The following is a 19,481-nucleotide window of genomic DNA, read 5'->3' as shown; positions in this document are numbered from 1 at the left end:
GGTGCGCACCGGTGGGCGGCCCTCGGCCGTGCCGTCAGTTCCGCCAGGTGTCGTTCAGCGTCACCGCGCCCGAGGCGGGCACCGTCGCCGTCCGGTTGGCCCCGGACTCCCAGGTCACCGCGCCGGAGGCGTCCTTGCGGACGTACTTGTACTCGAAGGCCGTGCCGGCGGGCATCGCCACGTCCAGCTTCCAGACCGGGTAGGCGGCCGAGGAGAGCGGCAGCGCGCGGGCCGGGTCCCAGCCGCCGAGGGCGGCGTTGCCGCCGACCACGAAGATGTTCTGGCCGTACACCGTGGTGGCGTTGACCGCGAAGGACGCGCCGCTGCTCACCGGGACGCCGCCGGAGCCGCCCGGCGCGCCGACGTACAGGGCCACCGCGTCGCCCGCGCCGACGGTGACGGTGAACCGGCCGTCCGGGCCGACGGTGTACGACGGGCCGGTGCAGCCGCCCGCGGCCGGGTCACCGTGCTGGACGTCGCAGTACGAGCCGGTCGGCAGCGAGGTCTGGAAGGTCTGGGTGACCGGGCCGGACTCGCGGTTGAGCGCCACGAAGCCCTTGGTGCCCCGGCCGAAGGCGACCGCATTGTTGCCGTTGGACCACCAGTTGGTGATCGCGGTGCCGGCCACCGCGTTGCGGAAGCCGACCATGTTGGCCACCTGCCGCCAGGCGTGCGTGCAGTTCCAGCCGTCGCTGTAGCAGGCGTTGACCGTGCCGCCGTTCGGCGGGCCGTCGTCGTGGCCGGTGAAGGCGTAGCCGGAGTAGACGTTGGGCGCGCCGTACGGGTGGGCCAGCATGAAGACGTTGGCCAGGGTGTAGGCGGAGCCGTCCTTGTAGGTCAGCGTGGAGCCGTTGCGCTCGGTGTCCCAGTTGTCGACGAAGGTGCGGGCCTTGTCGGTGGGCAGCAGGCCCGAGCCCCAGGTGGCGAGGTCGGCGAGCCGGCCGCCCTGGAAGGCGCTCTTGAGCCAGGTGCCGGAGCGGAACTCGTCCACGTCGCCGGTACCGGTGTACTCGGAGGGCTGGACCGGCTCGCCGGCGCCGTAGATGACCTCCTGGACCCAGTACGCGTTGGGGTTGGCCGTCTTGCCCTTGATCGCGGCGAGGTCGGCGGCGGCGATGTGCTTGGCCGCGTCGATCCGGTAGCCGTCGACGCCGAGCGAACCCAGGTCGTCCAGGTAGTGGGCGATGGTCTGCTGGACGTAGGAGCTGCCGGTGTCCAGGTCGGACAGGTTGACCAGCTCGCAGTTCTGCACGTTGCCGCGGTCGTTGTAGTTGCTGATCGCGGCGCGGCAGGAGTGGAAGTCCCAGTCCTGGTAGTACCCGGGGTAGTTGTACTTGGTGTAGGCGGTCCCGCCGGTTCCGGTGCCCGAACCGGCCGACATGTGGTTGATCACCGAGTCGGCGACCACCTTGACCCCGGCCGCGTGGCAGGTGTCGATCATGCTCTTGAAGGACGCCCGGTCGCCCAGGCGCCCGGCTATCTTGTAGCTCACCGGCTGGTAGGAGGTCCACCACTGGCTGCCCTGGATGTGCTCCTGGGGCGGCGAGACCTCGACGAAGCCGTAGCCCTTCGGGCCGAGCGTGTCGGTGCAGGCCTTGGCGACGGAGTCGAAGCGCCACTCGAAGAGCGTGGCCGTGACGTCCTTGCCGCTGCCGGGCGGGGTGGCCCCGGCGGTGGGGGCGGCGCCGAAGGCCGCCGTGAGCGAGAGCGCGAGTGCCGCCGAGGCGGTCAGCGCGCCGGCCGTTCTGGCACGCCGGCGGGTGGGGGCGGTGGTGACCACGATGTCTCCTGGGGGCTGGGGTGGGGGCAGCCTGGGGTACCGCTCGTGAAAGCTTGCTGAAACTTTCCGGAAACTTGCAGCGCCGAACCTAGGCTCGTGGCAAGGGCCCGTCAAGGCCTTGGAAACAACGTTTCTGCAGCTCCGGAAAACTCGTATGCGACTTTTCCGCCCGCCACGGCGTGGAGAGTGATGACAGCGCAGGGCCGACGAACAGTGCACGGGGGACCGATGAACGGGGCGGGCGACTTCGAGGCGTTCGCGGCCAGCCGGGCCGGACGGCTCTTCCAGGTCGCCTACCTGATGTGCGGCGACTGGCACCAGGCCCAGGACCTCGTCCAGACCACCCTGGCCAAGATGTACTCGGTCTGGGGCCGGCTGCACCGCGGCGAGGACGACCCGTCGCTCGACGCGTACGCCCGCAAGGTGCTGCTGCGCTGCTACCTGTCGCACCGCCGGCTGCGCCGCTCCGGCGAGATCGCCGTCGCCGACCTGCCCGACTCCCCCACCGCGCTCGACGACCGCACCGGGCCCGGCACCGAGCTGCGGCTCACCCTGGTGGCCGCCCTGCGCACGCTGCCCCCGCGCAACCGGGCGGTGGTGGTGCTGCGCTACCTGGAGGACCACTCCATCGAGGCGGTCGCCGAGATGCTCGGCACCAGCCCGGCCGCCGTCAAGGGCCTCTCCACCCGCTCGCTGGCCCGGCTGCGCGAGATCCTCGCCGACGACCGCGAACTGCTGCTCCAGCCCTGACCCCCGCCCGCGCACCAGTGCCCCACCAACCCGACGAGGACCCCGCCTTGGCCCCCGCACCGGAACCCGACCCGGAACCCGACCCGGACGCCGTCCCGGCCCCTGCCCCGGGCCCGGACTCGGACCCGGACCTCGGTCCGGAGACCGCCCGGCGCCTCGAACACGAGCTCGGCCGGCTGCTCGGCGCCGGCGTCCAGGGCCTGCACCCGCCCGTCGCCGTGATGCTCGCCGAGGCCACCCGGCGCGGCCGCGTGCTGCACCGCCGCCGCCGGATCGGCCAGGCCGCCTCGGCCGCCGCCGTCCTCGCGCTGGCCGCCGCCCTGGCGCTCGCCGACCTGCCGCGGCCGCCCGGCCGGGGGCACGGCGAGCTGCCGGCCGGGCCCACCGCCGCTGCCACCGCCCCCACGCCCGGCCCGGAACAGCTGAGGGAGCAGCAGCGCACCGCCCTGCGCGACACGCTGGCCCGGCTGCTCGGCCCGGGCACCCGGCTGGACGCCGAGCCCGGCGCCGACCAGCTCACCCTCGACCCGGCGGCCGACGCCGTGCTCTGGACCAGGTACGACGACGGCCGGGGCGCCGCCACCCTCTCGGTCGAGGTGCACGGCCCGGCCTCCCGGGCCACCGCGCCGTCCTGTGACGACCGCACCGACGCGTGGGACCGGGCCGACTACCACTGCTCCCGCGAGCCGGGCCCCGGCCCGGACCCGCAGATCGTCGAGATCCTGGAGACCGCGGACACCGCCTGGGTCACCTACCGGATCTGGATGCCGTTCCCGGACGGCACCCGGGTCGCGCTCGCCGTCCACAACGGCACCCTGCACGACTCCGACGACCCGTCGTACAACCCGCGCCGCACCCGGGACACCCCGCCGTCCGAACTGGCCCGGTGGCAGCAGATCGCCGCCGACCGGGCCTGGCTGCTGCTCCCCGGGCTCGCGGACCGGGGGACGCCCTGAGGCGTGTCGAACACGCCTCAGACGGCGTCCGGACCGCGCTCGCCGGTGCGGACCCGGACGACGGTCTCCACCGGCACCGACCAGACCTTGCCGTCGCCGATCTTCCCGGTGCGGGCGGCGCGGACGATCTCCTCCATCACCCGCTCGGCGTCCTCGTCCTCCACCACGACCTCGATCCGGGCCTTGGGCACCAGGTCGATCCGGTACTCGGCACCCCGGTAGACCTCGGTGTGCCCGTGCTGCCGGCCGTACCCGCTGGCCTCGGTGACGGTCAGTCCGTGCACGCCGACGGCCTGCAGCGCGTTCTTGACCTCGTCCAGCTTGAACGGCTTGACGATCGCGGTGATCAGCTTCATGCGGAGGGGGCCCTGTCGGACGGGTGCGTGAGCACGGTGGGGGTGGCGTGGGCGGTCGTGCCGTGCCCGAGGACGCCGTGATCGTACGCGGTCTCGGCGTGCACGGCGAGGTCCAGACCGGTGAGTTCGTGCTCCTCGCTGGCGCGGAAGCCCATCACCCGGTCGATCGCCCAGCCGATCCCGTACGTCACCGCGAAGGCGTACAGCGCGACCACGACGACCGCCACCAGCTGCTTGCCCAGCTGTCCGGGGCCGCCGCCGTGCAGCAGGCCCGCCGGGCCGCCGGTCATCGCGGTGGTGGCGAACAGGCCGATCAGCGCGGTGCCGATGACGCCGGCCACGAAGTGCACGCCCACCACGTCCAGCGAGTCGTCGAAGCCGAGGCGGAACTTCCAGCTGACGGCGTACGAGCAGACCACGCCCGCGGCCAGCCCGATCACCAGTGCGCCGACCAGGTCGACGCTGCCGCACGACGGGGTGATCGCGACCAGGCCGGCCACCGCGCCGGAGGCCGCGCCGAGCGTGGTGGCGTGGCCGTCCCGGCGCTTCTCCACCAGCAGCCAGCCGAGCAGCCCGGTACAGCCGGCCGCCTGGGTGTTGAGCAGCGCGGACGCGGCCAGGCCGTTGGCGCCCAGGGCCGAGCCCGCGTTGAAGCCGAACCAGCCGAACCAGAGCAGGCCCGCGCCGAGCAGCACCAGCGGCAGGCTGTGCGGGCGCATCGCCTCCTTCCGGAAGCCGATCCGCGGGCCGAGCAGCAGGGCCAGGGCCAGGCCGCTCGCACCGCAGTTGACCTCGACCACGGTGCCGCCGGCGAAGTCCAGCGCGCCGAGCTCCGACAGGATCCAGCCGCCGGGCGCGAACACCCAGTGCGCCACCGGCACGTAGACCAGCAGCGTCCAGACGGCGGTGAAGGCCACCCAGGAGCCGAACCTGGCCCGGTCCGCGATGGCACCGCTGATCAGCGCGGCGGTGATGACCGCGAAGGTCAGCTGGAAGGTGGCGAACAGCACGGTGGGCACGTGCCCGGTGAGCGAGGCGGGGGTGATCCCGGCCATCCCGAGGTGGTCGAGCCCGCCGATCAGGCCCCAGCCGCCGGCGTCCGGCGCGAACGCGAGCGAGTAGCCGGCCAGCAGCCAGACCACGGTGACCACGGCGATCGAGACGAAGCTCATCATGATCATGTTGAGCACGCTCTTGGTGCGGACCATGCCGCCGTAGAAGAGCGCCAGGCCCGGGGTCATCAGCAGGACGAGTGCGGTACTGGCCAGCAGCCAGGCGGTGTCACCGGTGTCGAGGCCGGGCGACGGGTCTGCCAGGAACATCACGGGGGTGCCTTCCCAGAGGCCTGCGTTGACATGGGGGCCGCCCGCGGACGCCCTCGGTGGGGGCCGGTGCCGGGCGACGGGTGGGGAGGGGTCGCAGGTCGTTGGGAGAGTGTTGCGAGGGCGGATTTCCGGTCGCGGACGGCCGCGTTTCACCCGTGTTTCGTGTTGCCCGGGGGTTGCCCGGCCGTTGCCGCGGGGTTTCCGGAACCTCACGGCGGCGGGGCGCACGACACAGGGCCCGGCAGCCGTCGCTGCCGGGCCCTGTCCCTGTCTCACCTGGTTCCGCCGGCGCTACCGGCGCGGGGTCAGCTGGTCGCGATCGAGGTGTCGTCGATGACGAAGCTCGTCTGCAGCGAGGAGTCCTCGGTGCCGTTGAACTTCAGGGTGACCGTCTGGCCCGCGTAGGCCGACAGGTCGAAGGTGCGCAGCTGGTAGCCGGCGGCCGCGTCCACGTTGGAGTAGGTCTTCAGCGCGGTGCCGTTGACCGTCACGGCCAGCTTGTCGTACACCGTCGAGCCGGACTCGGCGCTGTCGATGTGCAGGTAGAAGCTGAGCGTGGCCTTGCAGCTCGCCGGGATGGTCACCGTCTGCGAGAGGGTGTCCGTGTGGGTCGAGCCGTAGCCGTTCAGCCAGGCCTTCCAGGTGCCGCCGTGCGCGGCCTGCGAGGAGCTGTTGTCCACGACGCCGCTGGTCGCGGTCCACGGCGTGGCGGAGCCGGTCTCGAAGCCGGCGTTGCCGAGCAGCTGGGCCGGGGTGCAGTTGCTGGTGGTGTCCGAGATCGTCCAGGTGAAGCTGGTGGTCCCGGTCTTGTTCGCGGCGTCCTTGGCCGTCACGGTGACGTTGGACGTGCCGACGGTGGTCGGGGTGCCGGTGATGACGCCGGTCGACGCGTTGATCGACAGGCCGGCCGGCAGGCCGGTGGCCGAGTAGGACAGCGGGGCGGTGCCGCCGCTGGCCTTGATGGCCAGGTTGACCGCGGTGTTGACCTTGGTGGTCTGGTTGCCCGGGTTGGTGACGGCGACGCCGCCCGGGTTCGGCACGGTGCCCACGTTGACGCCCGCCCAGGCGGTGCCGACCGCGGTGAGCTCGGCGCTGCCGGCGCCGTACAGGTCCGTGGCCGCCTTCTCCGTCGCGGTGCGGGCCGCGGCGTAGTTGGTGGTGGAGGTCATGTAGGTGGTCAGCGCGCGGTACCAGATCGCGGCGGCCTTGTCCCGGCCGATGCCGGTGACGGTGATGTTGTTGTTGGTCGGCGAGTTGTAGCTGACGCCGTTGATGACCTTCGCGCCGCTGCCCTCGGACAGCAGGTAGAAGAAGTGGTTGGCGACGCCCGAGGAGTAGTGGACGTCCTTGTTGCCGACGGTGGAGGACCAGTTGTCGGCGGACTGGCCGTCCTTGGACGGCTTGTCCATGTAGCGCAGCGGGGTGCCGTTCCCGTTGATGTCGATCAACTCGCCGATCAGGTAGTCGGGGTTGTCGGTCGGGATGTTGGCGTAGAACTCCACCATGGTGCCGAAGATGTCCGAGGTGGCCTCGTTGAGGCCGCCGGACTCGCCCGAGTAGTTGAGGTTCGCCGTGGCTGCGGTGACGCCGTGGCTCATCTCGTGGCCCGCGACGTCCAGCTCGGTCAGCGGGTGGGTGTTGCCGTCGCCGTCGCCGTACGTCATGCAGAAGCAGTCGTCGTCCCAGAACGCGTTCACGTAGTTGTTGCCGTAGTGGACGCGGCTGTAGGCGCCGACACCGTCGTTGCGGATGCCGTTGCGGCCGAAGGTGTTCTTGTAGTAGTCCCAGGTGGCCGCGACGCCGAAGTGGGCGTCGACCGCGGCGGACTCGCTGTTGGCGGCGGTGCCGTCGCCCCAGCTGTCGGTGGACTTGCTGTACAGGGTGCCGGTGCCCGAGGTCCCGTGGTTCAGGTTGGTGGTGTACATCCCACCGCGGGTGCCGTCCTTCATCTGGTACGACGAACCCGACTGCGTCGTACCGATGGTGACGTTGCCGACGAAGACGCCCTTGCCGGTGCCGGTCTTGACGCCCTCGAACTTCTGGATCACCTGGCCGGAGGTGGCGTCGGTGACCACGTGCATCTTGCTCGGGGTGCCGTCGGACTCGGTCGAGGTCACGACCGTCTCCCAGGCGAGCCGCGGGTTGTTGTCGGCGGCCCAGACCACCAGGCGGGGAGCGGAGTCCAGCGAGGCGCCCGACTCGGCGGCGAGCGCGGCGGACTGCGCGGCCGGCGCGGCCAGCTTCGGCGTGGTGCCGACCCCGGTCAGCGTCGCGGTGCTGGCGCGGTCCACGCCCGTGGTCGCGCCGCCGGGGGCCTGGTGCACCACCAGGTCGCCGCCGAGCACCGGCAGGCCGTTGAGGGTGCGCTCGTAGCGCAGGTGGCGGGTGCCGTTCGCGTCCTGGACGACGTCCTTGGTGACCAGCTTCTCCTCGCTGCCCAGGCCCAGGGTCTGGGCGAGGGAGGCGGTCTGCTGGGTCGCCGAGGAGAGGAGCTCGGCGCGGCTCGCCTGCTGGGCGGCGACGGCGGCCGGAGCGTCCGGGGTGGCCGCCTGCGCGATGACCGGGATACCGGTCACCAGCAGCGCGGTGGTGGCGGCCATGACAACCGCCGCCTTCCGGGCCTGGGTGTAACGGGACATGCGGACTCCTTTTCCGACCGACGCGGGTTCGCGAGCGGTGGAGAGAACCTGGCCGCAGGGTTGCGGCGCAGTGGGGGCCCCCGCCGCCGGGGTGCGCGGCGCGGGTGCGGTTTCGCGGAGCGAGGTGGAGCGGTATTCCGACAGGGGACGCGCTGTTCCTGGCCTGGCACGGCCGCACCGGGGGGTGGGGCCCCCTCGTCTGCAGCCGGAGGAATCGTGGCAGCAAACGAGCCGTTAATGACAGATGCATGCCACTGATTGGCCGATTAGCGACCGAAACCGTATACCGGCCGGCCCCTTGACTGTGTTACAGGCGCGACAACTCGTGACGACCGTTTTCATTTTCGCCGGACCGTTCGGCCACCCCCGGCGGGCACTGACCAGTGCTCGGGACGGCCGCCGGGGCCGCACCCCGGGCGGCAGCGCCGCGCGGGCGCGGCACGTCACTGTTCCGGCCGTGCCAGCGGCTGTTTCCGGCCAACCAGGTGACGGCCGGTCCGGAACCACACGGGCCCCGTACCGCCACGAGGCGGTACGGGGCCCGTTCCGGACGGTCCGTCAGTGCTGGACGAACACCGCCACGGTGCGGCCCGGCACGGTGAACGTGCCGGTCCCGGCGTCGAAACCGGACTGCTTGACCACCGGGTCGGCGCCGCCCGCCTGGACCGGGTGCAGCGCCTGCGCGGTGCCCTTCAGCCCGGCCACGGTCTGCTGCTGCGCGGCGGGCGTGGCGTTGAACACCACGGTGACGCCCTTCTCGGCACCCGCCAGCCCGGTGCCGTCCAGGTGCAGCGTGATCACCCCGGGCGTCTCGCCGGCGGTGCCGGAGAGCGGGTAGGAGAGCCGCTGCTGGACCGCCGCCAGCGTGGGCAGCGAGAACAGCGGCGAGCCCTGCTTGATCCGCAGGAACTGCTGGTACTGCGCGCTGGTCGCGGTGATGTCCGCGGCGCCCACGGCCAGCTTCGGGTTGGCCAGCAGGGACTTGGCGGCCGGCCACATCTCCTTGTTGTCGGCCGCCGGCGGCAGGCCCCGGCCCCAGCCGTTGCCCTGGGACGCGTCCCAGTGGATGGCGTTGAACCAGTCGCCGGAGTCGTAGGCGTTGGCGTCCAGCGACTTGGAACGCAGCAGGTCGCTGCCGGCCTGGGCGAAGCCCGTCCCCTGGGTCAGCGCGGTCAGCGAGAGCGCGAGCGCCTGCATCCGGGCCCGGTCGGCCGGCGCGGTGCCGGCCGGCAGCTTGTACGCCAGCGCGTCGAACAGGTCCGCGTTGTCGTGCGCGTCCACGTACTCGATCGCCTCGCCGGGCTTGGCCGCGTAACCGGTCGGGGCGCCGTTGTAGTCGACGCCCGCGCCGGTGACGGTCCTGCCGGAACTGTCGGTGAAGCTGTATCCGGCCAGGTTGCCGGTGAGCGCCACCTTCAGCTGGTCCATCTGCTTGAGCAGCCGGGCCTTCTGCTCCTCCGGGGTGCCGTTGGCGGGCGAGCCGTTCGGGTCGGTGAACAGGCCCGAGGCGAAGCCCTGCTGCGGGGCGGAGGAGAGCATGAAGTTGCCGCCGCGGGCGGCGTCCCGGATCCGGTCGTCGAAGGTGCCGATCCCGGTGCCGGCCATGGCGAGCTGGGTGGCCTGCTCGAACCGGGCGTTGTTCGCGACGACGCCGAAGTTCCAGCCCTCGCCGTAGAGCAGGACGTTCTTCCCGTCCACGCCGTCCGAGTCCGGGGTCATCCGGCGCAGCGCGGCCTGCACGTCCAGCATGGTGGACTTCGGGTCCAGGCCCATCAGGTCGAAGCGGAAGCCGTCCACCTTGTACTCGCGGGCCCAGGTGGTCACCGAGTCCACCACCAGGCGGTTCATCATGGCGTGCTCGGGCGCGGTGTCGGAGCAGCAGCTGTCCGTGGTCACCTTGCCGTTGGCGTCGAGCCGCTGGTAGTAGCCGGGCACCACCTTGTCCAGCACCGAGTGCTCCGCCTGGCCGCTGGCGGCGGTGTGGTTGTAGACCACGTCCAGCACCACCCGCAGCCCGGCCGCGTGGATCGCCTGCACCATCCGGCGGAACTGCACGGTGCGCGCGGTTCCGTTCGGATCGGTGGCGTACGAGCCCTCCGGCACGTTGTAGTGCAGCGGGTCGTAGCCCCAGTTGTAGGCGTCCTCGGCGGCGACGGCGGCCACGCACTCCTGCTGCTTCTCGCTGTCCGCGGCGAGGGCCGTGAGGTCGCAGGCGGGCAGCTTCTGCTCGGCCCGGTTCTCCCGGATGGTGGCGATGTCGAAGGTCGGCAGCAGGTGGATGGTGGTGACGCCGGCCTTGGCCAGCTCGCGCAGGTGCTGCATCCCGGCCGACTGCGACTCGGTGAAGGCCAGGTACGTTCCGCGCTCGGCGGCCGGCACGGTGCTGTCCTCGACCGAGAAGTCCCGGACGTGCAGCTCCTGGATCTGCTGCTGGGCGGGCGGCACGGCCTTCGGGACGGCGTGGTCGTCCCAGCCCTGCGGCTTGAGCTCCTTGGCGGCGAGGTCGGCGACCAGGCTGCGCCGCGAGTCGGTGGAGAGCGCGACCGAGTACGGGTCGGTGACGGTGTTGGTCACCAGCCGCTGGACGGACGGAGCCCAGACCTTCACCTGGTACAGGTAGTACTTGCCGTCCAGCTCGGCCTTGTCCCGGACGAGTTCCCAGACGCCGGTCTCGTCGTCCAGCTTCAGCGGGACGGTCTTCGGGGTGCCGCCGTCCGGGCCGTCGAAGAGCTGGACGGAGACCTCCTGGGCGGTCGGCGCCCAGACCGAGAGCGCCACCTTCCCGTTGTAGTACGCCGGGCCGAAGTCCACCCGGCCGGTGTGGCGCGCGTAGAGGTCGTCCAGCACGCCCGGGATCTGCACCCCGGTGGCGGCCAGTGCGGCGCCGCTGGGCAGGTGCTCGGTGAAGAGCAGCTGGCCGCGCAGGGCCTGGCCGATCCGGCCGGTGTCGCGCGGGTCCACCGTGAAGGCGCGGTAGCCGGCCAGGTGCGGGTACTCGGCCTTCTGCGCGTCGGTCAGGCCGCCGGGGGCGGGGGTGAGCCGGATCCACTGGCCGGGCTTGCTCAGCACGCCCTTGTCGGCGGTGATGCCGCCCGCCGGGTCGTACACCAGCTGGGCGCTGGTCCCGCCGGCCAGGCCGGCGTCGCCGGCGCCGTAGCCGGCGGGGACGACCACCGTCTTCGCGTCGATCCACTGGGCCTTGGCCGAGCCGGGGTCGAGCTGCGAGGAGGCGGCGGCGTTCTGCGGCAGCAGGTAGCCCTCGCGGCCGCCGAGGATCCACACCTCGCGGCCGTTGACCGCGAAGTCCAGCGACTGGTCGCCCGGCAGGTCCTTGTCGTTGCCCCGGTGCAGGATGTAGCTGAGGCTGGTCGCGCCGGGTGCGAGCGGCACCTCGAAGACGGCCCCGAAGGCGTCGCGGCGCACCGGCTGCAGCGGGTTGCCCCAGTCGGTCGGGGTGGCGGCGCCGGTCCAGTCGTGCAGGCCCCAGCCGTCGTAGTTGCCGTCCCCCCGGTTGTAGTGGATGACGGCGGTGCCGGCGGGCGGGGTGGTGACCGGGCCCGGGTTGGTGGTGCGGACGGCCGGGTCGCCGTCCTTGAGCCAGATCTCGCCGGCCGAGCCGACGTCCATGTGCCGGTCGGCGTCGACGTCCTTGACGCCGTCCTTCTCCACGATGAAGCCCAGGTCGGAGGCACCGGGCTTCAGCCTGACGTAGGCGAAGGCGCCGTACGCGTCCCGGCCGGTGAAGCCGTGCCCGGCCGGCCACTGGGTGGACTCGCCGTCGGCGAGGTCGCCCCAGGCGTAGAGGTTCCAGCCGTCGTAGTTCCCGTCCTTGCGCTGGTAGTGCACGACGGCGTACGGGCGGGCGGTGGCGCTGGGCACCGGCTTGGGCGCCGGGGCCCCGGTGGTGAAGCTGCCGGTGGCCGAGCGCAGGTGGCCGCCGGAGTCCTGCACCACGGCCTTGTAGCGGACGACCGTGCCGGGGGCGACGGCGGAGAGGTCCTGGGTGACCCGGAAGGTTCCGTTGTCGGCGGTGCCGAGGGTCTGCCAGGGCGCGTTGCCGATCTGGGCGGCGAAGGTGACCCGGTTGAAGCCGCCGCCGTCGACGTCCGCGCCGACGGTGACGGTGCCGGAGGACATGTCGGCCGGCGGCCGGAGCGCGAGCTGCGGCGCGGCCGCGACCGGGGCGAGCTTCGCGGCGGCCTTGAGGACGACGGAGGACAGCGCCGGCACGGTGACGGTGACCTTGCGGTCCGCGCCGCTGGTCACCCGCTCCCCCGCGGCCGGGTAGATCCGGTCGAAGCCCTGGCCGGCCGAGAAGGTGTCCAGGGTGACGGTCTTCGCCTCGGTCGCGTTGTTGACCGCGACCAGGTACTCGACCTGCTGCCCGGCGTCGATCCGGGAGAACGCGTACACGCCCGCGCCGTCCGCGGCGTACCGCTCGATCTGGGCACCGTCGGCGAGCGCCGGGTGGTCGCGGCGCAGCTTGGCCAGCCCGGCGATGCCCTGGTAGAGCTCGCCGCCCTGCCCGTAGCGGTCGGCGGAGCCGGCGGTGCCGCCGAGCACCCGGTCGCTGTTGTAGGACGGGGTCTGCGAGGCGAAGAGGTCCTGCCGGGCGTCCTTGTCGCCGCCGGCGCCGGTGAAGCCCTGCTCGTCGCCGTAGTAGACGACGGGCTGGCCGCGGGTGAGGAACTGCAGCTCGTTGCCGAGCCGGTCCTTCTTCAGCAGGGTGGCCTCGTCGGTGCCCGGGTTGTCGCTCAGCAGGAAGGAGCCGAACCGGCCCATGTCGTGGTTGCCGAGGAAGGTCGGCAGCTCGTAGGCGTCGGTGTCGGCGCTCGTGTAGCGGTAGTCCTGCCCGTAGACGTCGGCGAGGTTCTTCGCCGAGCCGCCCTGCGAGACGTAGGAGCGGGCCGCGTTCTGGAACGGGAAGTCGAGGGTGGCCTGGAGCCGGCCCTTGGTGACGTACGGCGAGGTGACCGCCGGGTCCCCGGAGTAGACCTCGCCGAACATGAAGAACTTCCGGTTGCCCTGCTTGGCGGCGAAGTCCTTGAGCGCGGGTGCCCACTGCTGCCAGAACGCCATGTTGACGTGCTTGACGGTGTCGATCCGGAAGCCGTCCACGCCGGCGTCCTTGACCCACTGCTGGTAGACCTTCTCGAAGCCCTGCACCACCTTGGGGTTCTGGGTGTCGAGGTCGTCCAGGCCGGAGAAGTCGCCCTCGGTGGCGGACTCGCCGACGAAGGTGGAGTCGCCCCGGTTGTGGTAGAGCGCGGGGTCGTTCAGCCAGGCCGGGGTCTTGGCGGTGGCGTCGGCCGGGTTGCGGAAGACCGGGCTGTACGGGAAGGAGTCCTTGGTCAGCTTCGGCCAGGCCGCGTTCGCGTCGGCGACGGCGGTCTCGTCGACCGGCCGGCCGTCCGCGTCCAGCACCGGGTAGGCGCCGGCGGAGCGGTAGCCGTACTGCTTCTCCTGGTAGTCGATGACGTCGGCGGTGTGGTTGGTGATGACGTCGAAGAAGACCTTGATCCCGCGCTGGTGCGCCTTGGCTATCAGCTCCTTGAGCTGCTCGTTGGTGCCGAAGTGCGGGTCGACCTGGGTGAAGTCGGTGATCCAGTAACCGTGGTAGCCGGCGCTGGCGTTGTCCCCCGCGCCCTGGACGGGCTTGTTCTTGAAGATCGGCGCCATCCAGATCGCGGTGGTGCCGAGGTCCTGGATGTAGTCGAGCTTCTGGATCAGGCCGGCCAGGTCGCCGCCGTGGTAGAAGCCCTTGTCCGCCGGGTCGAGGCCGTGCTCCAGCCGGCTGCCGGTGATGCCTCCGGTGTCGTTGGCGTGGTCGCCGTTGGCGAAGCGGTCCGGCAGGACGAAGTAGAACTGCTCCCGGGTGAGGTCGTGCCGCCCGGCGGTGGCGGCGAGCGCGGCGTCCGAGGGCGGGCCGGGCGGTGCGGCGGCGAGGGCCGCCGGGGCGGTGCCGAGGGTGGCGGCGGTCAGCGAGGCGGCGAGCAGCACCGCCGTCCTGCCGGGTCTGCGGGTGGTGCTCCGCCGGCGGCGGGGCGGGAGATCGGCCACTGAGGGCTCCCTGCGGGGGAAGGGGGGTGATCGAGTTGCGAGGACGCTAGCGGGCTGCAATATGTTTCAGCAAGATGCAGAAACCGTTTCGTACAGGGAAAATCCGCCTGCTGCAGGACCGCCCCACCCCCGATTGCGCCGGCCGATCCGCGCGGCGTGACAATGGGACGTATGCCCGTCCCACCGGTTCACCCCAGACCCAGCCGCACCCCCTACCCCGGTGGGAGAGACCCCCTAGCCCTCAAGGGGGACAGCCGGTGAAGAATCCACTTCCGGAGGATGAGCAGACGGCTACGGTACGTCTGGCAGACTTCTCGTCCATGGGGGAACCGACCGAGATCCAGCAGCCCGACGCCGAACGCGCCGACCCGCCGCACGGTGGCGGTTCCGGAGCGGGTCAGGCCGAGCGCGGCCGGATGCCCGACGGAGCCACCCGTGCCGCCCAGTCCCGCTCGGCGGCACTGCGCAGCCGCATCCGTGACCAGCGCCGTTCGCCGGCCCGGCCGCGGATCTGGATCGAGCTGGCGCTGATCGGGATCAGCTACTGGGTCTACTCCCTGGTGCGCAACGCCGTCCCCGAGCAGGAGGCGATAGCCCAGAAGCACGCGTCGTGGATCTGGGACCTCGAGAAGTCCCTCGGCGTCGCCGTCGAGCGCTCGGTCAACCACGGGATCGACGGCATCGGGTGGCTCATCACGGGGATGAACTACTACTACGCGACGCTGCACTTCATCGTGACGATCGGCGTGCTGATCTGGCTCTACCGCCGGCACCCGGGCCGGTACGTCGCGGTGCGCACGGTGCTCTTCGTCACCACCGCCATCGCCCTGGTCGGCTTCTACTTCTTCCCGCTGGCACCGCCCCGGCTGATGACCGACGGCGGCTTCATCGACACCGTGAAGACGCACGGCACCTGGGGTTCGATGGCCTCCGGCCCGGCGACGCACGTCTCGAACCAGTTCGCGGCGATGCCCTCGATGCACATCGGCTGGTCGATGTGGTGCGGTCTCACCCTCTTCTTCCTGGCCCGGCGGACGTGGGTCCGGGTGCTCGGCCTGCTCTACCCGGCGGCCACCCTGGTGGTGATCGTCTCCACCGCCAACCACTTCTGGATGGACGCCGTCGGCGGCGAGCTCTGCCTCCTGGTGGGCTTCCTCGCGGCCCGCTGGCTGTACCACTCCTGGGTCTACCGCCTGCCGCAGGTACCCGCCCGGGAGGCGGCGGAGAAGCCGATCACCGTCCCGGAGCAGTGGAGCGAGCCGGCGGTGAGCAGCGCCCGCCGCTGAGGCACACCGGGAGAGGGGCCCCGACCGGGGCCCCTCTCTTCGCGTCCGCCTGCGACTTCCGCGACCGCCTGCGACTTCCACGTCCGCCTGCGGCTTTCGCGAGCGGCCGGGCGCCGCGGCCCGGCCCCGCCCCGCAGTCCGGCCCCGCCGCGCGTCACCCGTAGAACAGCCGCTCCACCACCGCCCGGGCCCGCCGGGTGGTGCGCCGGTAGTCGTCCACCAGCTCGCCGCTGTGCCCGGCGCCGTAGCCGAGGTAGCGGGCCACCCCGGCCAGCTCCCGGGCGTCCGCGGGGAAGCTGTCCCCCGGCCGGCCGCGCACCAGCATCACCGCGGACCGCACCCGCGAGGCCAGCACCCAGGCGGCGTCCAGCACCGCCGCGTCCTCCGTCCCGACCAGCCCGGCGTCCGCCGCGGCCGCCAGCGCGGCCCTGGTCCGGGTGGTGCGCAGCGCCGGGAACTCGTGCCCGTGCTGCAGCTGGAGCAGCTGGACGGTCCACTCGACGTCGGCCAGCCCGCCCCGGCCGATCTTCGTGTGGGTGGTCGGGTCGGCCCCGCGCGGCAGCCGTTCCGCCTCGATCCGGGCCTTGATCCGGCGGATCTCCATCAGGTCCCGCTCCGGCACCCCGACGCCGGGGTAGCGCAGTGGGTCGATCAGCTGCCGGAACCGCGCGGCCAGCTCCTCGTCCCCGGCCACCGGCTCGGCCCGCAGCAGCGCCTGGCTCTCCCAGGCGTGCGACCAGCGCCGGTAGTACGCCGTGTACGAGGCGAGAGTGCGCACCAGCGGTCCGTTGCGGCCCTCCGGGCGCAGGTCGGCGTCGACCTCCAGCGGCGGCTCGGTGGACGGCGCGGCCAGCAGGGCGCGCAGGTCGTGGCAGACCGCCTGGGCGGCCTTCGCCGCGTCGTGCTCCAGCGAGCCGAGCAGCGGCTCGTGGACGAAGAGCACGTCCGCGTCCGAGCCGTAGCCCAGTTCGTGCCCGCCGAACCGGCCCATCGCGATCACCGCGATCCTGGTCGGCAGGTCCCCGTGCCGGGCCTCCCAGCCCGCGGTGCAGGCGCTCAGCGCGCCCTGCAGGGTGGCGGCGTTCAGCGCGGTGAGCGCCTCCCCGGCGGCGTCCAGGGCCTCGGCGGGATCGTCGCCGAGCCGGCCGAGCACATCGGCGGCGGCCGTCCGGAACAGCTCGCGGCGGCGCACCGCACGCGCGGCGGCGACCGCCGCCCCGGCGGTCTCGGCACGGCCGACGGCGGCCAGGATCTCCTGCTCCAGCCCGGCCCGGCCGCGCGGCACCAGCCCCTGCGGGTCGCCCAGCATGGCCACCGCTTCGGGGGCGCGCAGCAGCAGGTCGGGGGCGAGCCGGCCGGCCGAGAGCACCCGCGCGAGCTGCTCGGCGGCACCGCTCTCGTCGCGCAGCAGCCGCAGGTACCAGGGGGTGCGGCCGAGCGCGTCGGAGACCTGGCGGAAGTTGAGCAGCCCCGCGTCCGGGTCGGCGGAGTCGGCGAACCAGCCGAGCAGCACCGGCAGCAGCGTGCGCTGGATGGCGGCCTTGCGGCTGACGCCGGAGGCCAAGGCCGAGAGGTGGCGCAGCGCGGCGGCCGGGTCGGCGTAGCCGAGCGCCTCCAGCCGGGCCCGGGCCGCGTCCGGGGTGAGGCCGGCCGCGCCGGCCGGCAGTTCGGCGACGGCGTCCAGCAGCGGCCGGTAGAACAGCTTCTCGTGCAGCCGGCGGACCTCCACCGCGTGCCGCTTCCACTCCCGCTGGAGGGCGGCGACCGGGTCGGCCCGGGTGTCGTCGTTGATCAGCGGGGCGAGCGAGCGGGCCAGCCGGCGCTGGTCCTCCGCGCCGGTCGGCATCAGGTGGGTGCGGCGCAGCCGGTGCAGCTGGATCCGGTGCTCCAGCGAGCGCAGGAACCGGTACGCGGCGTCCAGCGAGGCGGCGTCGGCCCGGCCGACGTAGCCGCCGCGGGAGAGTGCGCCGAGCGCCTCCAGGGTGTTGCCGCTGCGCAGGGCCGGGTCGGTGCGGCCGTGCACCAGCTGGAGCAGCTGGACGGAGAACTCGACGTCGCGCAGGCCGCCCGGGCCGAGCTTGAGCTGGCGGTCCAGCTCGGTGGCAGGGATGGAGTCGATCACCCGGCGGCGCATCTGCTGCACGTCGGCGACGAAGTTCTCCCGGGCGGCGGCCTGCCAGACCATCGGCTCCAGCGCCGCCAGGTACGCCGCGCCCAGCTCGGTGTCCCCGGCCACCGGGCGGGCCTTGAGCAGGGCCTGGAACTCCCAGGTCTTGGCCCACCGCTGGTAGTACGCGACGTGGCTGGCCAGGGTGCGCACCAGCGGGCCGTTGCGGCCCTCCGGCCGCAGGTTGGCGTCGACCGGCCAGATGGTGCCCTCGCCGGTGGTGTCGGAGCAGAGCCGGGTGAGCGCGGCGGCGAGCCGGGTGGCGGCCTTGAGCGCCTCGTGCTCGTCGACGCCCTCCTGCGGCTCGGCGACGAAGATCACGTCCACGTCGGAGACGTAGTTGAGCTCGCGCCCGCCGCACTTGCCCATGCCGATGACGGCGAGGCGGCAGGCCGCGGCGGCGGCCGGGTCCTCCCCGGCGGCGAGGTCCAGGGCGGTCTGCAGGGTGGCGCCGGCCAGGTCGGCGAGCTCGGCGGCGGTCTGCGCGAGGTCGGTGGTGCCGGTGAGGTCGCGGGCGGCGATGGCCAGCAGGCAGCGGCGGTAGGCGACCCGCAACGCGTCCGCCGGGCGGCCGGTCCCGTCCGACCGGACGGCCTCGTCGAGCGCGCGCAGGAAGTCGTCCGGGCCGGGGTGCATGTCGCGCAGCTCGAAGGTGACCAGCGCGTGCCAGTCGTGCGGGTGCCGCGCCAGGTGGTCGGCGAGCGCGGTGGACGCGCCGAGCACGCCGAGCAGCCGGTCGCGCAGCGGCTTGGAGGTGGTCAGGGTGTCGCGCAGGGTGTGCCGGTCCGGTTCGTCGGCGGCCTCCAGCAGCCGGGCCAGACCGAGCAGCGCGAGGTCCGGGTCGGCGGTGGCGCCGAGCGCGTCCAGCAGGACGGGGTCGTCGGCCAGCCCCTCCAGGCCGGGCCCGGCGAGCAGCCGCACGGCCTGCGCCGGATCGGTGAACCCGCGCCGGACGAGCCTGATCTCCGGCCGGCTCACCCGGCTCCCGGCCCGCTGCTCGTCCACCGTCATCGCCCCTCCATCCCTCCGTTCAGCAGATTACGCGCCCCCACGGCGCCGCGCCGGACGTGACCGCGGACCGGACCCGCCCGGCCGCCGCCGTGGCGTGTCGGCTTGCCCGCCCGTTCGGGGACGCGGTGAAGTACGCCCATGACCGGCCCGGACACCCCCGGCGCGGCACTCCCCCCGGGGGTGTCCGGCCCCGTTCCCGACGCCCGCTCCGCCCGGACCGGCCGGCCAGCCCCCGACGCCCGCTCCGCCCGCCCGACCGGAGGACAGCCCATGGTGACCGCGCACCCGTCCGCGGTACGCGCCCCGCGCCGGCACCCGCTCCGGGCCGCGATCGGCGTGCTCGGCGACCTGCTGGTCACCGCCGGCGTGCTGCTCGCCCTGCTGGCCGCCTACTCCCTGTGGTGGACGGACCTCACGGCCGGCCGGCACGCGGACCTCGCCGCCGGGCAGCTGCGCCGGCAGTGGTCGGCCGCGGCCCCGGCGGCCCCGCCGACGGCGGCACCACCGGCCGGGAACGCGGACACCGCCGACCCGGCCCCGTTCGCGGCGGACGGCGGCATCGGCTTCCTGCACGTACCGGCGATGGGTGCCGGCTACCAGGTGCTGATCAAGTCCGGCACCGACGCGGACACCCTCGCGGAGGGGGTCGCCGGCGCCTACACGGAGCCGTACGTCTCCGCCATGCCTTGGGAGCCGCAGGGGAACTTCGCCCTCGCCGCCCACCGCGACGGCCACGGCGCGAAGTTCCACGACCTGGACGTGCTGAAGCCGGGCGACGCGCTGGTCGTGGAGACCCGCGACCGCTGGTACGTCTACCGCGTCGACGCCACCCTGCCGCAGACCTCCAAGGACGACACCGGCGTCATCGCCCCGGTGCCCGCCGGCTCCCCCTACACCGGGCCGGGCCGGTACATCACCCTGACGACCTGCACGCCGGTCTACACCGCGCTCTACCGGCTGGCCGTCTGGGGCAGCCTGGTCCGGGAGCAGCCGGTGGACCCGGACCGGACGCCGCCTCCCGAGCTGCGGACGCCGGGCCCTTCGGAGGGGTGAACCGGCGGGCTCGCACCGCGCCCTGACGTCATGGCGCCGTCCCGGCCGAGAACGCCCCGGACGGCGCCCCCCCGTGGCCCGGGGCACCCTCCGATCCG

At 73.1% G+C, this 19,481-nt stretch carries 10 protein-coding genes; 4 read left to right on the top strand and 6 right to left on the bottom strand.

Annotated features, from left to right (window positions below; all coding sequences use genetic code 11):
* Positions 1-34 precede the first annotated feature (34 nt).
* Complete coding sequence (locus tag ABZ885_RS20610) at positions 35-1,783, bottom strand: carbohydrate-binding module family 20 domain-containing protein (protein WP_360190372.1); 1,749 nt, start codon at positions 1,781-1,783, stop codon at positions 35-37.
* Between the two features lie 225 nt (positions 1,784-2,008).
* Here ABZ885_RS20610 and ABZ885_RS20605 point away from each other — a divergent pair, with 225 nt between their 5' ends.
* Both ABZ885_RS20605 and ABZ885_RS20600 read left to right on the top strand, forming a co-directional pair.
* Positions 2,009-2,530, top strand: coding sequence for a SigE family RNA polymerase sigma factor (locus ABZ885_RS20605; protein ID WP_360190363.1), 522 nt, complete (start codon positions 2,009-2,011; stop codon positions 2,528-2,530).
* A 47-nt stretch (positions 2,531-2,577) separates the two neighbouring features.
* Complete coding sequence (locus ABZ885_RS20600; protein ID WP_360190360.1) at positions 2,578-3,486, top strand: hypothetical protein; 909 nt, start codon at positions 2,578-2,580, stop codon at positions 3,484-3,486.
* A 17-nt stretch (positions 3,487-3,503) separates the two neighbouring features.
* On the opposite strand, the gene ABZ885_RS20595 is transcribed toward ABZ885_RS20600, so the two are convergent.
* The 4 genes from ABZ885_RS20595 to pulA all read right to left on the bottom strand — a co-directional run bounded on the left by ABZ885_RS20595 (position 3,504) and on the right by pulA (position 13,806).
* Positions 3,504-3,842, bottom strand: a complete 339-nt coding sequence (locus ABZ885_RS20595) for a P-II family nitrogen regulator (RefSeq protein WP_360190357.1) — start codon at positions 3,840-3,842, stop codon at positions 3,504-3,506.
* Positions 3,839-5,164 (bottom strand): ammonium transporter, encoded by a 1,326-nt coding sequence (locus tag ABZ885_RS20590; protein ID WP_360190369.1) that lies wholly within the window; start codon positions 5,162-5,164, stop codon positions 3,839-3,841. The genes ABZ885_RS20595 and ABZ885_RS20590 overlap by 4 nt, the downstream gene beginning before the upstream one ends.
* Positions 5,165-5,472: 308 nt before the next feature.
* Positions 5,473-7,806: a M4 family metallopeptidase gene (locus tag ABZ885_RS20585; RefSeq protein WP_360190355.1), complete on the bottom strand. Its 2,334-nt coding sequence runs from the start codon at positions 7,804-7,806 to the stop codon at positions 5,473-5,475.
* A 558-nt stretch (positions 7,807-8,364) separates the two neighbouring features.
* Positions 8,365-13,806 (bottom strand): pullulanase-type alpha-1,6-glucosidase, encoded by a 5,442-nt coding sequence (pulA, locus tag ABZ885_RS20580; protein WP_360190366.1) that lies wholly within the window; start codon positions 13,804-13,806, stop codon positions 8,365-8,367.
* A 380-nt stretch (positions 13,807-14,186) separates the two neighbouring features.
* On the opposite strand from pulA, the gene ABZ885_RS20575 reads away from it, so the two are divergent.
* Positions 14,187-15,152: a phosphatase PAP2 family protein gene (locus ABZ885_RS20575; protein ID WP_360190353.1), complete on the top strand. Its 966-nt coding sequence runs from the start codon at positions 14,187-14,189 to the stop codon at positions 15,150-15,152.
* 154 nt (positions 15,153-15,306) lie between these two features.
* Here ABZ885_RS20575 and ABZ885_RS20570 read toward each other — a convergent pair whose 3' ends face one another.
* Entirely contained in the window at positions 15,307-18,330 is a 3,024-nt protein-coding gene (locus ABZ885_RS20570) for a bifunctional [glutamine synthetase] adenylyltransferase/[glutamine synthetase]-adenylyl-L-tyrosine phosphorylase (RefSeq protein ID WP_360190350.1), read from the bottom strand.
* A gap of 270 nt (positions 18,331-18,600) precedes the next feature.
* On the opposite strand from ABZ885_RS20570, the gene ABZ885_RS20565 reads away from it, so the two are divergent.
* Positions 18,601-19,383: a class E sortase gene (locus tag ABZ885_RS20565; RefSeq protein WP_360190347.1), complete on the top strand. Its 783-nt coding sequence runs from the start codon at positions 18,601-18,603 to the stop codon at positions 19,381-19,383.
* Positions 19,384-19,481 lie beyond the last annotated feature (98 nt).

Source organism: Kitasatospora sp. NPDC047058, assembly GCF_040643935.1.
In the GTDB taxonomy this organism is placed as follows: domain Bacteria; phylum Actinomycetota; class Actinomycetes; order Streptomycetales; family Streptomycetaceae; genus Kitasatospora.
Note: the sequence above shows the minus strand (reverse complement) of the source record. Positions and strands in the feature narration are given on the sequence as shown.